Source organism: Acinetobacter sp. NRRL B-65365, from assembly GCF_001605865.1.
Lineage (GTDB): Bacteria > Pseudomonadota > Gammaproteobacteria > Pseudomonadales > Moraxellaceae > Acinetobacter > Acinetobacter vivianii.
Genome location: NZ_LRPD01000049.1, coordinates 1 through 14,332, shown reverse-complemented (window position 1 = coordinate 14,332; position 14,332 = coordinate 1). Strand labels below are relative to the sequence as shown.

Below are 14,332 nucleotides of genomic sequence, written 5' to 3'. Positions count from 1 at the left end.
ATTCAGATATGTAGGACGTATCTATATTTTATTCTTTTTGTATTGAAGATATTAATTTCACAGTTTATTCACATCAGCATCTATTAACTTAAAATATTATAAAAGTTAAAGGTGATATGTATGCAGCTTATTAAACGAACAATGATTTTTTCAGGTTTGATTACTTCTTTAGGTTTTTTAGGCTCTTTTGCAACGCATGCAGAAATCCAAATTCCTAAAGCAGTGGATAAGATTGAGGTCGATAAGTATGTCGGCAAGTGGTATGAAATAGCACACTTTCCGATGTATTTTCAGCGAAAATGTGTGAGTGATACTACAGCCAATTATTCGATCAACCCTGATGAAACTATTGCTGTAATTAATAGTTGTCGTACAAAAACAGGAGAAACTATTAGTTCTGAAGGAGTCGGTTATCCCCAAAATGAAGGGAATAGTATGCTAAAAGTTAGCTTCTTGCCTTCTGGATTACGATGGATTCCGTTCACCAAAGGAGATTATTGGATTCTAAGAGTTGATTCTAACTACCGTGTTGCATTGGTAGGGGGGCCATCTCATAAGTACCTATGGATCTTATCAAGAGATCCGAATCTGGATGCAGCAACGTACCAATCGTATGTGCAAACTGCCCGCGATTATGGATATGATGTTTCTAAGCTGGTTCGCACTCCACAGAAACAATAAGTGGTAAATAGTTGAACTGGACTAGTTTTTTATTCAACTTAATTTTCAATGTTATTTATTAGACTTTTGAAATCTATTGATTGCATAGGTTGTAAAGACTTTCGTAAGCTTGGAATGATTTTCTGGAATTAATTGAGAGTTTTTAGGAGAGTTATGCACTTTTGATAAATTTGCGTTTAACAACCTATCAATCACAATTCATTTAAGGTTTTAGTTGAATTGCTATCGAGACATATAATTCTTTTATAGGATTGTATGTCTAGCTCACAAATATTAATCATTCGAGCGATTACCAAAAACTATTCAGGTAAAAGCTTTAGCGTAGTTGAATATCTTAAGAATAGTGCGCATTAATCAAATGTAAATCTATGTTTTTTAATGATTTTGTATTAAAATGGGAGTGGTCGGCCAAGCTTCACATAAAATTCATATCGAATTTTCTAAAATGATAATTATAAAAATGAGGTAGTCAGGAAGAATCAATGTTTAAATTTTTTCTGGGATGGATAGATAGTTGGTCAAATAGAAATTCGCTTGGATCAAATCCAGTTGATGACCCTAAAAGCATTAAAGATACTCAAGTCCAATGGTTGAGAATTGTTCCATTTATTTTACTGCACATTGCATGTTTTGCTGTGTTCTGGGTAGGCGTTTCATGGTTTGCAATTATTTTTATGATCATATTTTATGTGATCAGAATGTTTGCAATTACCGCCTTTTTCCATCGTTATTTATCCCATAAAACATTTCAAACCTCACGGCCAGTACAATTTGTTTTTCTGCTTATAGGAACAATGAGTGCGCAACGTGGTCCACTCTGGTGGGCTGCACATCATAGGTATCACCATCATTTTACCGATACAGAACAAGACCCTCATTCATCTACCCATGGTTTCTGGTACAGCCATATTGGGTGGTTTTTGAATGAACAGAACTTTTCGACGCGCAAACATGTCATCAAAGACTGGTTAAAATTTCCTGAAATCATCTGGTTAGATCGCTTTAGTTTACCGATTGTCCTAATGACCGCCTTTTCTATATACGTATTTGGAGAATGGCTCGCTGTTGCTTACCCGAGTTTAGGCACTTCGGGGCTGCAACTATTGGTTTGGGGTTTTGTTGTTTCAACCGTGCTATTGATTCATGCGACTTTATGTATTAACTCACTTGCCCATTTATACGGAAGCAGAGATTTCGATACTACGGATAATAGTCGTAACAATCTTCTTCTTTCAATTATAACATTAGGTGAGGGATGGCATAACAATCATCATTATTATGCAGGTAGTACGCGTCAAGGTTTTTTCTGGTGGCAAATTGATATCACCTATTATGTTTTAAAAGCAATGTCTTGGCTGGGTTTAATCTGGGGAATAAAACCTGTGCCACAACGTATTTACGCTGCTTATAACAGCCAAAAACAAAATCTTAAAATGAACCTAACCAAAACTCAAACCAAGGAGTCGTCATGAAAATTGCAATTGTTGGCTCTGGTATCTCTGGAATGTATGCTGCTTGGAAACTTTCAAAAATGCATCATGTGACCATTTTTGAAAAGCAGGACTATTTTGGTGGGCATACCGATACCCATGAACTTAGTATTGATCAGAAAAATGTAAGTGTAGACAGTGGATTTATTGTCTTCAATACGTATAACTATCCACTCTTTAGCGCAATGCTTGCTGAATTAGGTGTGCAAGCGCAAAGCAGTGACATGAGTTTTTCAGTGAATAACCAAGTGACAGGACTGCAATATAATCCTTCAAAAAAATGGTCATTATTGGTTAGACCACAAAACTTTTTAAATAAAAACTTTCGGGTGATGCTGTCGGATTTACTTCGCTTTTATAAAGAAAATAAAGATGTTTCAGTTGAAGAAAGTCATCCTGAATTAACCATTGACGAGTATTTAAATCATCATGGATATTCTCAGGTGTTTAGAGATGAACATCTGTATCCAATGTGTGGAGCGCTTTGGTCAAGCCCTGTCGATCAAGTAGGCAATATTCCCTACAAGTTCGTGGTAAGTTTTTTTCAGCATCACCGTATGCTGCAATTAAAAGATCGACCACAGTGGCAAACTGTTAAAGGTGGCTCAATATCCTACATCTATGCAATTCAGCATCATTGCCCAACGATTATCTGGAAAAAAAATCAAGTAAAACAAGTGATCAGAAGCAAAGATCATATTTCCATTGTGACAGCACATGGGCAAGAGCAATTTGATTGGGTGATTTTTGCAAGTCATGCCGACGACACTTTAAAACTATTAGATGAGCCTTCAAACATAGAGCGTGAAGTCTTAGGCAGTTTTGATTACCAAGATAATCGTATGGTAGTACACCATGATACATCGATTATGCCGAAATCTAGATCACAGTGGGCAAGCTGGCATGTTCATGTGACTCCCCAAGCTCAAAATGAACAATCGACATTGACTGACAATGTTCACTTTGGCTTTACCTACTGGATGAACAGTTTGCAAAATTTGAACTGTAAAACACAGGTTTTTTCTACACTTAATCCCAATACACCGATCGCCAAAGATAAGATTTATATTGAAAGACATTATCGGCATCCCGTATTTAATAAAACTGCACTTGAGGCCCAATCCCGTTGGTATGAATTAAATGGCCAAAATCGTAGTTCATTTTGTGGTGCGTATTGGGGGTGGGGATTTCATGAAGATGGGGCAAGAAGTGCTGAACGTGCTGTAGAACATTTAATGACTATGGCTGATGAATAGGGGGCTGAGTATGTTAGAAACTCCACTTGCGATTGCGAAAGCTAAAATTAGACATCGCCGATTTACACCTAAGGCTCATCAATTTGAAGCCACATTAAGCTATTTGTATTTTGATCCAGATCAGATAACAACGAAACTCAGTGATTCATGGTTATGTTCAACAGCACACTGGAATCTTCTAAAGGTAGATGAAAATGATTTTTTGCAGGGTTATACAGGGAATTTAAGGCAAAGAATAAAAAAAATCTTATTGCAGCAAGTTGATGCGGTCTTGCCGATGCAAGCAGAAATTCGTGTATTGGCTTTACCACGAATGCTTGGTTTCAGTTTTAATTCGGTTGTGTTTTATTTTATTTTTAATAGTCAAAAACAGCTTATTTTTATCTTAACTGAGATCACCAATACGCCGTGGAAAGAACGCAAAGTTTATGTGCATGATTGTCGTGATAAGTTAGAACACCATTCTGAGTATCATGGTGCAGAATTCGAATTTCAAAAAAGTTTTCATGTTTCTCCATTTATGCCGATGGATATTCAGTACAAATGGCGTTTTAACTTTTCTGATGCTCAAAACGTCATTCATATGCAGCTTTATCAAACACAAAAATTAATTTTTGATGCAACGATGCTGTTCGAATTAGAAAATATCACAGTTCCTTCACAGCTCAATCGTTATGCTGTTCATTATGTTTTTGAACCTTTCAAAATGCTCGCTTCGATTTATTTACAAGCATTTTATTTATGGCGAAAGAAAGTTCCATTTTATCGGCACCCTAAAAAAGATAAGGATTTAAAACAAGATGATCAAAACGCTTATTTTCGGTGAAAACGATTCACTGCCATTGGTTTTACGCAGCTTACTTAAACTTCGTCATGGTCAAATTCATTTCCGTGGTGCGTGGAATGGCACGGTAGGAGAAATTTCTGATTTAGAAGCAACGGTGGATGTGCATAATAAAGCCCTCATTGATCTAATTTTTAAAAATGGTGTACTTGGGGCGGCAGAGGGTTATATTCAGGGATATTGGAGCAGTGAAAACTTAGTTGAACTGATCCAAATTTTATCGAGAAACCGTCATGTTCTCGATAAAATTAATCAAAATATGCTTTCTCAAGCAAGCCAACTGATTTTAAAAGCGTGGTACAAAACACGTAAAAATTCATTATCAGGCAGTCGTAAAAACATTGCAGAGCACTATGATCTCAGCAATGATTTTTTCAAGCTCTTTCTAGACTCGTCCATGATGTATTCTAGTGCCGTCTATAAACAAGCAAACATGACATTAGAGCAAGCATCTGATTATAAAAAAGAATTGATCTGTCAAAAATTGCAATTAAAATCCATGGATCACTTGGTGGAAATCGGAAGTGGCTGGGGAGGGTTTGCGATTTATGCTGCCCAGCACTATGGTTGTCGGGTGACCACAATTACGATTTCTCAGGCTCAGTATGAGGAGGCGAAACAACGGATTGCCGATGCCGGTTTAAGTCATCGCGTAGATGTACAGCTTAAAGACTATCGTTTACTACAGGGTAAATTCGACAAACTGGTATCAATTGAAATGATTGAAGCGGTGGGTGAGCAATATCTTCCAACCTATTTCAGTCAATGCCGATCACTATTAAAACCCCATGGTCTAGGCCTGATTCAGGCCATTACGATTGAAGATGCCCGTTATAAAAAAGCACTTCAGACTGTGGATTATATAAAACGTTATATTTTCCCTGGAAGTTTTATTCCCAGCATCAGTGTCCTGACACAAGCCGCCTCAGAACAGAAATTAAGATTGAAGCATCTTGAAGATATCGGATCCAGCTATGCAGAAACCATTCATCAATGGCGGGAACGTTTTTTAAATGCAAGAGCAGAGGTTCTTGCTTTAGGTTTTGATGAGACGTTTATTCGCATGTGGGACTTTTATTTGTGTTATTGCGAGGGAGGATTCAAAGAGGGAGTGATTAGTGATGTTCACCTGTTATTTGAAGCAAGCCCTTATTGAGTCTTTTGGATAGATCAGGGAGGCAGTGATGTTGTTGCAATTGTTTTTACTTGATGCCGTCGTGATGACCATTTGCTGGTTTTGGGCAAGCTATAATCGTCGGGCAGGCATCGTTGATGTGGCCTGGAGCTTCTGTATTTTCATCAACATCGTGATCACGGCTTGGTATATCGAGGTCGCGCCGACGCAGGTCAGATGGTTTATTGGTGTTTTCAGCTCTGTCTGGTTTTTGCGTTTGAGTCTACACTTGTTTCGTCGCTATGCCGTGGAGCAGGAAGAAGATCGCCGTTATGCCAATATGCGTGAGGCCATGGGTAAATTCCAGCACTTAGGTTTTCTTGCTTTCTTTATCTTTCAAGCGGGTCTGGCCATATTATTTACGGTTCCCATGTGGAGTTTATTAAATGTACCCAGTTCTATCTGGTTAGCTGAAACAACAGATTATCTGATCATTGCCGGTTTGATTATCGGGCTTGCATTTATTGGCGAAGTGGTTGCAGACCAGCAACTCTATCGGTTTAAACAAAACATCCAGAATCGTGGCAAAACCATGGATCAGGGATTATGGCGTTACTCACGTCATCCAAATTATTTCTTTGAGTGGTTGCATTGGTTTGCATATCCAGTCATCGGTATCGCAGCAGGCTTATATAGCTTATGGATTTATCCTGTGTTGATGTGGTTTTTTCTGTATTACATTACTGGAATTCCATTCAGCGAACAGCAGGCATTAAAAAATCGGGGACAAAATTATCTCGATTATCAAAAAAGAACTTCGATGTTTATTCCGTGGAAACCCAAAGAGTAGGTACGCACATGGACTTTATTATTCAAAAATCATTAAAACTTGTAGAAAGTGGTCTGGTGCCAGACCCGGCAATTCGTGCTGCAATTCGCTCGTTAAGTAAAAAGCGTCTGATTCAGGAAGGGCGTTATGATCCTGAACAAGGGGCTCAACGCTATATAGATGTATTGTATATGCTCAAGCATAGCGCAATCGCCATTGAAACAGACAAGGCCAATGAACAGCACTATGAATTACCGACAGCATTTTTTCATGCCGTACTGGGTAAGCATCTCAAGTATAGTGCATGTTTTTTTGCAAACGACCAAACCACATTAGATGAGGCAGAAGCGCTTGCCCTACAAATTTATAGTGAGCGGGCACAACTGAAAAATGGTCAACATATTCTGGAACTGGGTTGTGGTTGGGGCTCGTTTACATTATGGATGGCAGAACACTATCCTGACTCGCACATCACTGCAGTTTCTAATTCCAGCACTCAGCGACACTATATTTTGTCTGAAGCCGCAAAGCGTGGGCTCAGGAATGTTGAGATCGTGACCTGTGATGTCAATGTACTTGAATTAAAACCACAGACATTTGATCGTGTGGTTTCAGTTGAAATGTTTGAACATGTTCGAAATTATCAACGACTTTTTGAGAAAATCCAATCTTGGCTAAAAGCTGATGGTATGTTGTGGTGTCATATCTTCTGTCATAGATTCCTGCATTATCCATTTGAAATAAAAAGTGAATATGACTGGATGTCACGTTACTTTTTTACCGGCGGATTGATGCCTGCAAGTTCTACTTTCCTGCATTTTCAAGATCATCTGGAGTTGGCACAGCATTGGCAGTGGTCTGGCATACATTATGAAAAAACAGCCAATGCCTGGTTAGACAACATGGATCGCCATGAGCAACAGCTCAAACCAATTTTTGATGAGGTTTATGCTCAAGAAGCGGGGATCTGGTGGCAACGTTGGCGTATTTTCTTTATGGCATGTGCTGAACTGTTTGGGTTTGAGCAGGGGCAGGAGTGGGTTGTGGGGCACTTCCTGTTTAAAAAGAAAAACGTATAATTTAAAAACAACACCAAGTAGATCAGCCTATGTTTAGACAGAATAAAAATGGTGAGGATAATCATCCGCTGAGCGAGATGTTTAACCGCCATTATTGGTTGCAAATTGGGCTGATTGCGTTATCCATCATTATTGGTATTGCCTGTAGTACATGGGTGATTAAAGGTTCTTTACTCAAAACTGCCCTTGAGCAGGAGATGGAACACTATTGGATGCGCGTTGAGCGTAATCCGAAAGCTGATTTACCGGATACTAAAAATTTGTATGGTTACCGGTGGCAAACCGAGATGCCTCCACCTGCTTTCCGGAATCAGCATTTGGAGCAGGGCGTCCATCGCGTGTTTGTCGATGGAAAAAATAGGATGACAGTTTACGGCGAACGTAACGGACAACACGTATTACTGGTGTTCGGTGAAAGTAATGTCAACAAGATCGTCTGGCTGTTTGGTTTGGCCCCGTTAATGTTCAGCTTAATTGTGCTGTACAGTATTTTGTGGTGGTCAAATCGCCGGGCCAAGCGGTATTTCTCACCCATTACCCGTTTGGCAAATGCCTTGGAGGATATTGACTGGGCACATCAAAATGCAGCAGCATCGCCGTTTCAGGACATCTATACCAATGGCAATCTGGAAGCCGAGTATTTAAAGCGGGCACTTGAACGCTATCATCAGGTGTTGAGCGAGTTTATTAATAGGGAAAGGGAATTTACCGGAGATGTCAGTCATGAACTGCGCACGCCTTTAACCATTCTGAAAGGCAATGTACAGCTTTGTCAGGCACGTTATGGGCAGAGCAAGGCTTTGGATCGTATTGCCAATACCATTGAAGATATGCAATTACTGGTCGATACCTTATTGGCGATCGCAAGAAATAACACCAGTACCTTAATGGCCGAATATTTGCCTTTATCTCCTCTTATTCAGGATCTGGTTAGCGATTTAGAGCCTTTTAACCGTAGTCAGGAAATTGAGATCTGTGTTCAGATAGAGACTCCAGACCCTGCAAAGATGATCTATCCATCAATGACGAAAATGGTCCTGAGCAATATACTGCGTAATGCATTAAATTATTCGCAAGGTACGAAAATTCATATTATTCAACGTCAGAACAGTGTGGTTATCGCGGATAACGGGATTGGCATCACAATGCCTGATGACCTTAAAGTACAACAGTTAAGTTCACAGCTCCAACTCACTCCCAAAGGTCACGGTATCGGTTTACAGCTTGTCCGGAAGTTATGTGCTCAGTTGGGATGGAGAGTTGAGTTATTCGACCGCCAATACTATTTAAGTACGCATCCTGATCTGCAACTAGAAAAAACGACAGGTTTGATTGTGGTGGTTTATCTGAATTAGTTAGGCTCTGTATCTAAAGCTATTTTTAAGCCTACACCCGAGACGGTATGAATCAGTTTTTCCTGATACGGTTTATCGATCATTTTTCGAAGGTTATAGATATGACTGCGTAAGGCATCACTCTCAGGCTCTTCATCCCCCCAGAGCTCAATAATGATTTCTTGTTTGGTAATCACTTTTGGCGAGTTCCTCATCAAGATTTTAAGTAATTTAAATTGTATTCGGGGGAGGTCAATTGTTTGGCCTGCACGGGTTATGGTCTGCGTTGAGCTGTCTAAAATCAGATCATGAATTTGGAATTTAGTGGTGGTTACCTCGCCACGAGAACGTTTGATCAATGCACGAATACGCATCACCAATTCATTGAAATCAAAAGGCTTAACTAAATAGTCATCGGTGCCTGCAGTAAAACCTTTTAACTTATCATTCAGCGTATCCCGTGCAGTTAACATAAGGATAGGCATATCTTTGCCTTCTGCTCTGAGCCATTCACATAAATCATAGCCCGAGCCATCAGGTAAATTAATATCCAGTAATAGCAGATGATAAGGCTGGGCTAATAAAAAATTTCTTGCCGAATTCAAGTTACGGGCATGATCAACAATAAAACCATGCTCTTCTAAAAACTCGCATACGGTGGCAGCAAGTTCATAGTGATCTTCCACCATTAGGACAAATTGACTGCTCATATTTATATTCAAGTTATTGATGAAGTAATTGTTGTTTCAATTTAGCATTAAATGGTGAATCACCAAACCAAATTTTAAAATATTGATTTACCTGAGGATTAGTGATCGAACCTAATTTTTTTTGATTTAAACGCAGGCTTATGGTACTGCTGGATTGCGTATAATTCAATGAATAAAGATCTCCCTTTTTGACGGGCTGATACAGCATTGTAATTTGATTTAATACGGATTGATCTGAAAAATTGGCCACATTCCTTCTTAGAAAGTAAGTGGCCGCTTTTTTGAATGCCCATTCAGGAATATCCCGTTGATAGAAAAAATCTAAACGAATATTTTGAGTTTCCCAGTTTTGCTGGCAATCATCGGCATAATAGCTTACCGAACCGACCTTTTTTGCTGTGACCAGCAGGGGAGCCGTTTGACATAGTTGCGTATTTGCATGAACCAGGCTTAAAGATGCGATAAAACAGAAGAGGCCGAGTCCAGCTTTTGTTAAGTGTTTATGCATTTCCAACCTCAACGATTTCTAGGCTATATATTTCATATTCAACAGACTTAAGCTTGTATAATTATGTGCTATTACGTTTTATTTATTTGATTTTTAAGGTTTCTTAAAGGGTAAAAGTAAAGCGTAAGCATTCCCGACATAAGGTAGAGATCGGAACAAGCCATTCGCGGGGTCCCAATAATCTTGTTGAAAGACAATTAAGTCCTTGTCATCGATTTTAATTTGACTAATACCATAAGAAGACATGGTTTTTTTACGCCCCAACATTTTGAAGTCATATACCATATGCCAATGGATATAGGCAGAATCTTGTTGGTGCGTTGCACTTATTAATGTGACAGAGACATTGCTGACGTGTTCGTTCATTCCTTCGAAATGTTTGATCAATTCTTTTTTGGTAGAGAACTGCGACAGCGTATCATTAATGTACAGATGATCTGCATAGAGTTGGCTGGCATTTTCGATAAAAGCAACCGTACCCATGGTATTGAATGCTGATACAAAACGTCGACCAATAAGCTGGGCTTGCTCATCATTTAATTCAACGCCTAAAATTTCTTTATTGGCCTTATTATAGTCAGCGCTGTAGCTGGGTAAACTTTTACAGGCAGCCAAGGATAATAGGGTCAGTGTGGATACGGTTATGGCTCTTAGAAATTTCATATTCACAAACCTTTTCATTTTTTTATAGCTTAAAATCTGAAGTGTGAATATGTTGTGAAATATGCGTGGTTGTGCATTAGGTTCATTCATGCAGCAAATCATAATATTTATCTAGGTATGATTGAGGGTAACCCACCGAGATGTGTAAGCTTGCATATGTGCCGTTACACTATGTATAAATTACTGGCTTCTCTCATAATATTGTTTCAGTATAGAACCAGATACTCGAATTAATAGGACAATGATCATGGCAGTGAAGCATCGTGTATTTTTAAAATATCTTTCTGTTTTCGGTTTCATAGCAAGTTCAGTTATCACAAGTGTGACTTTTGCCAGCTCGGAGCAGGCATGGAACAAGCATGATCAGGAAATCAAAGCGGCGTGTATAAAAGCCAGTCAACTTAAAAATGCAAAGTCAGTGAGCAACGTCATGTTGTTTGATGATCGTGTTAGATATTCTGCACTGTTGATTCAAGGGAAATATCCTCAGGCACATATGAAAAACAAAATGGGTCAAGAACTTTGTTTATGGAATAAGACTTCGAAGAAAGTTTATTTAAGTGAAGCAAACATAAAAGTAGGTTAAAACGATAAAGGAAAAAATTGGATAAATTTGAGATGTTCTATAAATAAAATAGTGATTTATTTATAGAATTCAACTAATACCATCTCAACCAAAGTATTATCCGGGATTGTTCGATCTGATATAAAATTGCCTTTAATTTCAAAACTTAAAGGCCTTTTGTTCTTCAGTGGCAGATATTTGAACTATATATTTGAGGTTCTTGTAGACTTCATAAGGTGTTTCTAAATAAGCAATACCAGTGGGTAAGGAGGTGGAAAGTGTTAGATATATCTAACCATTAATCTTTTTCCTTGTTTCAGCATCTAACAGAATACGAATACTTTTAAACAATGGGTGTTTATCTGTATATTTTTCACCATACCCCAGATTAAACTCATAATCAAAATCGTCAGGATTCATTCCTTGATTATGCTGTAAAATCGTTTCTAGTTTATCTAATGCCTTTACTGCAATAGCTTCTTGCGTTTGACCTGATTCATATTCTTCCCATAAGTTCAGCAAGGTATTTCTAAGGGGAGCATCAAGTGATTGGGTAAGTAATAGCATGTCCTCACGTTCTTGGACTTCTTTACCAGGATGATTTTGTTTTTCAGTTGCAGGAATATCACCATTGATTGTCTCGCCTAAATCATGAATAAGACACATCTTTAAAACTTTTGAAAAGTCGAGATGTTTTAACTCATCTTCAAATACAAGAGCTAATAAGGCGAGTCTCCATGTATGCTCAGCTGTACTCTCATTCCTGCCATTGGACGTGTACGAGGAGCGCATAATATTTTTTAGATTTTCAGCCTCTTTCAAGAAGAGTAAACGGCCTTCAATAAGGTCAGTATTCATTAAATTTTCCTATTTATATTAAAACTACAGAACTTTATCTTTTAGGATGCAAACAGAACCATTAAAAAAAGAGACTTTAATAACTTTATGATGATTAGGCTGATCAAATAGATCATCTCTCATTGGATTAAATTGTTGTTCAATAGTGAAAAATTAAGGTGGTTTTATTTTTCTTAGAAATATCTCTAGATATTTACATTTACTGGGAGCGATAACAGTATCGTTAAATTTTTCTAGTTTCACATCAAGTAAAATTTGCTTAGAATTATAGGAGTTGATAGGACCTAGATGGACTTGTGACTCAATCTTAGCTAATTCTTGTGGATTAAATATTTTCATAAATTCCTCTAGTGATGCAGAGTTAAAAATTAAGTCAATAAGCTAAATAAATACTTTTCAAATGGATTTGCTTTGATTCAAGTCACCAGCGCTCCTATTGGTTTATGTATCAGATAGGGGAAAATCCATAGCGTAATGTCTAGATGATTTTTCGCTGTCATTTTCAATTGCTCCATCGAAAATCAATCATTCGAAGCCATAAATATCCAATTTTGATACAACCCTACTTATCGAACAGTGTTGTATAGCTTATGCTGTAAGTTATATCCAAAAAAGGACAGATGACCTTTTTAGTTTATTTGCAAAATTTATGATTTTAAGAGTAAATATTTAATTTAAACAACTATTTATAGTGGTTTTTTAGATCTTGGGTAAGCCTTAAATATTACTATAGATTTTTTATAACGTAGATGGCTGTAAAGGATGAGTAATAAAAGATGAAGACTGTTAATAATCGTGAGTTAGTGCAGAATTATATCGATAGGTTTGCTTTATCTCGATATCTCTCTCCAATATTGCTTGAAAACCTCCAATTAAAACAATTAGGACCAGGGGAGTATTTAGTGGCCCAAGGAGGTTCGCTAAATCATCTGTATTTACTTGTAATGGGTAAGTTGCAAGTAGAAAATTACCAAAAGAATGGGAGTTGCGCTGTATTCTCTATTGAAAGAGCTTTTTCCGTGATTGGTGATTTAGAGCTTTTTTTAGATAACAATATAGGTACTGTGAGTACGGTAACTGCGATTACAAAAGTGGATATTCTTGAGATCTCCCTCAGTAAAATTGAGCAATATGCGTTTAACGATCCAGCTTTTCTTAGCTTTATCTGCATGCAACTGAGTAAAAAGTTGTATGCTTCAACTCAACTTTTAACAAATGCAACCCTTCCAGCATTAACTAAAGTTCGTAAATATTTATCTGTAAGGGCTGAAACCGAGGGGAGCGTTATTCACTTGGAAAAACGAGACTCAATTGCTGCTTTATTAGGAATTTCGACCAGACAGCTAAATCGTATACTTAATGACTTATCAGAATTAAACATTATTCATTTCAAGAACAAAACAATAAGAATATTAAATACAAAGTATCTTTCTGAAATAGAAGCAAAAGACTTTTTATAATTAGTCTGATAAGAAATAATTATTTTAGCTAATCTTAATAACACGCATAACTAACACTTAAGGTTTTATTTAGAAGTTTTAAATCATATTTTTAGGCAGGGTTATGGTAATGCTAATTTTAAAGTGTGCAGTGACGAGGGTATGGAGATTGTTAATGAGTTCTACTTGGGTGAATCCAGATCAGAGCCGCAGCAAACGCATGACCTACAGGATATCTAGAAAGCGTTAAAGCAGTCAGTGCAAGATTTGAACTGATGGTGAGGAGGTTGATTGCCTCCTTATTTGTTTGTTGATATTTAGGAGCTTGTTAAAAGCAAGGCATCGACCTATAGTCAAAATAAAAGTGAAGAGCTGTGACGACTGGGTTAGTAAACAATCTAACTATATTAGTTAATAGATAGAAAGTTATGGTCTTTTAGTTGATCTATATTTACGATTATTCAGTATGTTAGTAAACATTAATACTAGTAACACAATGATAGTAAGTGAGTCTATTGCCTCTACGCCATTCTTTGTATGGTGGAAGAGCTTCTTCATCAATTTAATTAGGAAACTTCATGATAATGGTAGTAAATATAGTTTAATATTGGAGGAAGTAAGAGATGACCTTGCGATTGATTGTTTGAAAAATACTAATTATAAATTAAAAGATATTTCTCGGAAGCTTTATTTCTTTACAGTTAATTCCTTTATAAAATGGTTTAAGTCGATTAAAGGTGTGACTCCTAGAAAGTTTAGAGAATAAAATAATTTTAATTAGATTTGTAAATTTTAAATAATATAACTGTACTTATCTAGTAGATCTAATCAAAAAAAGGAATATTAGTCAAAGCTTGTAATTATACTTTTAGCTAGAGGTGGTTGTTAAGATGTATAAAATAAATAGATATTATTGTTTAAAATAAATTAATAAAATAATTTTGCCGATAAATCCTTATAAT

At 37.2% G+C, this 14,332-nt stretch carries 14 protein-coding genes; 10 read left to right on the top strand and 4 right to left on the bottom strand.

Going from position 1 to position 14,332, the window contains the following annotated elements:
* The first annotated feature begins 120 nt into the window (after positions 1-120).
* The 8 genes from AWW72_RS16125 (at position 121) to AWW72_RS16090 (ending at position 8,648) form a co-directional block, all read left to right on the top strand.
* Entirely contained in the window at positions 121-681 is a 561-nt protein-coding gene (locus AWW72_RS16125; RefSeq protein ID WP_062848008.1) for a lipocalin family protein, read from the top strand.
* A gap of 482 nt (positions 682-1,163) precedes the next feature.
* A complete protein-coding gene (locus AWW72_RS16120; RefSeq protein WP_062848007.1) occupies positions 1,164-2,153 on the top strand; it encodes an acyl-CoA desaturase in 990 nt (329 codons plus the stop codon).
* The gene (locus AWW72_RS16115; protein ID WP_062848006.1) at positions 2,150-3,427 is read left to right on the top strand and encodes an NAD(P)/FAD-dependent oxidoreductase; all 1,278 of its coding nucleotides are present in this window, start codon (positions 2,150-2,152) and stop codon (positions 3,425-3,427) included. Before AWW72_RS16120 ends, AWW72_RS16115 begins: the two co-directional genes overlap by 4 nt.
* Positions 3,428-3,437: 10 nt before the next feature.
* A complete protein-coding gene (locus AWW72_RS16110; protein ID WP_062848005.1) occupies positions 3,438-4,253 on the top strand; it encodes a DUF1365 domain-containing protein in 816 nt (271 codons plus the stop codon).
* Positions 4,228-5,427, top strand: coding sequence for an SAM-dependent methyltransferase (locus AWW72_RS16105; RefSeq protein WP_062848004.1), 1,200 nt, complete (start codon positions 4,228-4,230; stop codon positions 5,425-5,427). Before AWW72_RS16110 ends, AWW72_RS16105 begins: the two co-directional genes overlap by 26 nt.
* A 28-nt stretch (positions 5,428-5,455) precedes the next feature.
* On the top strand, positions 5,456-6,235 hold the full coding sequence (locus tag AWW72_RS16100; RefSeq protein WP_032871817.1) for a DUF1295 domain-containing protein: 780 nt from the start codon (positions 5,456-5,458) through the stop codon (positions 6,233-6,235).
* A gap of 8 nt (positions 6,236-6,243) precedes the next feature.
* Positions 6,244-7,293 carry an SAM-dependent methyltransferase gene (locus tag AWW72_RS16095; protein ID WP_062848003.1) on the top strand — a complete coding sequence of 350 codons (1,050 nt, stop codon included), beginning with the start codon at positions 6,244-6,246 and terminating at the stop codon, positions 7,291-7,293.
* A 29-nt stretch (positions 7,294-7,322) separates the two neighbouring features.
* Entirely contained in the window at positions 7,323-8,648 is a 1,326-nt protein-coding gene (locus AWW72_RS16090; RefSeq protein WP_062848002.1) for a sensor histidine kinase, read from the top strand.
* Here the strand turns inward: AWW72_RS16090 and AWW72_RS16085 are convergent.
* The 3 genes from AWW72_RS16085 to AWW72_RS16075 form a co-directional block, all read right to left on the bottom strand.
* Positions 8,645-9,337, bottom strand: a complete 693-nt coding sequence (locus AWW72_RS16085; protein ID WP_062848001.1) for a response regulator transcription factor — start codon at positions 9,335-9,337, stop codon at positions 8,645-8,647. The two genes, AWW72_RS16090 and AWW72_RS16085, sit on opposite strands and share 4 nt — an antisense overlap.
* Before the next feature lie 13 nt (positions 9,338-9,350).
* The gene (locus AWW72_RS16080; RefSeq protein WP_062848000.1) at positions 9,351-9,845 is read right to left on the bottom strand and encodes a chalcone isomerase family protein; all 495 of its coding nucleotides are present in this window, start codon (positions 9,843-9,845) and stop codon (positions 9,351-9,353) included.
* 93 nt (positions 9,846-9,938) lie between these two features.
* Entirely contained in the window at positions 9,939-10,508 is a 570-nt protein-coding gene (locus AWW72_RS16075) for a nuclear transport factor 2 family protein (protein ID WP_062847999.1), read from the bottom strand.
* 247 nt (positions 10,509-10,755) lie between these two features.
* On the opposite strand from AWW72_RS16075, the gene AWW72_RS16070 reads away from it, so the two are divergent.
* Positions 10,756-11,094 (top strand): hypothetical protein, encoded by a 339-nt coding sequence (locus tag AWW72_RS16070; RefSeq protein ID WP_062847998.1) that lies wholly within the window; start codon positions 10,756-10,758, stop codon positions 11,092-11,094.
* 270 nt (positions 11,095-11,364) lie between these two features.
* Here the strand turns inward: AWW72_RS16070 and AWW72_RS16065 are convergent, their stop codons facing one another.
* Positions 11,365-11,931, bottom strand: coding sequence for an HD domain-containing protein (locus AWW72_RS16065; protein ID WP_062847997.1), 567 nt, complete (start codon positions 11,929-11,931; stop codon positions 11,365-11,367).
* 776 nt (positions 11,932-12,707) lie between these two features.
* Here AWW72_RS16065 and AWW72_RS16055 point away from each other — a divergent pair.
* Positions 12,708-13,391 (top strand): Crp/Fnr family transcriptional regulator, encoded by a 684-nt coding sequence (locus AWW72_RS16055; RefSeq protein ID WP_062847995.1) that lies wholly within the window; start codon positions 12,708-12,710, stop codon positions 13,389-13,391.
* Positions 13,392-14,332: the final 941 nt, after the last annotated feature.

Coding starts and splice junctions, on each gene's coding strand:
- AWW72_RS16125 (WP_062848008.1), top strand. CDS start 121: ATGCAGCTTATTAAACGAACAATGATTTTTTCAGGTTTGATTACTTCT.
- AWW72_RS16120 (WP_062848007.1), top strand. CDS start 1,164: ATGTTTAAATTTTTTCTGGGATGGATAGATAGTTGGTCAAATAGAAAT.
- AWW72_RS16115 (WP_062848006.1), top strand. CDS start 2,150: ATGAAAATTGCAATTGTTGGCTCTGGTATCTCTGGAATGTATGCTGCT.
- AWW72_RS16110 (WP_062848005.1), top strand. CDS start 3,438: ATGTTAGAAACTCCACTTGCGATTGCGAAAGCTAAAATTAGACATCGC.
- AWW72_RS16105 (WP_062848004.1), top strand. CDS start 4,228: ATGATCAAAACGCTTATTTTCGGTGAAAACGATTCACTGCCATTGGTT.
- AWW72_RS16100 (WP_032871817.1), top strand. CDS start 5,456: ATGTTGTTGCAATTGTTTTTACTTGATGCCGTCGTGATGACCATTTGC.
- AWW72_RS16095 (WP_062848003.1), top strand. CDS start 6,244: ATGGACTTTATTATTCAAAAATCATTAAAACTTGTAGAAAGTGGTCTG.
- AWW72_RS16090 (WP_062848002.1), top strand. CDS start 7,323: ATGTTTAGACAGAATAAAAATGGTGAGGATAATCATCCGCTGAGCGAG.
- AWW72_RS16085 (WP_062848001.1), bottom strand. CDS start 9,337: ATGAGCAGTCAATTTGTCCTAATGGTGGAAGATCACTATGAACTTGCT.
- AWW72_RS16080 (WP_062848000.1), bottom strand. CDS start 9,845: ATGCATAAACACTTAACAAAAGCTGGACTCGGCCTCTTCTGTTTTATC.
- AWW72_RS16075 (WP_062847999.1), bottom strand. CDS start 10,508: ATGAAATTTCTAAGAGCCATAACCGTATCCACACTGACCCTATTATCC.
- AWW72_RS16070 (WP_062847998.1), top strand. CDS start 10,756: ATGGCAGTGAAGCATCGTGTATTTTTAAAATATCTTTCTGTTTTCGGT.
- AWW72_RS16065 (WP_062847997.1), bottom strand. CDS start 11,931: ATGAATACTGACCTTATTGAAGGCCGTTTACTCTTCTTGAAAGAGGCT.
- AWW72_RS16055 (WP_062847995.1), top strand. CDS start 12,708: ATGAAGACTGTTAATAATCGTGAGTTAGTGCAGAATTATATCGATAGG.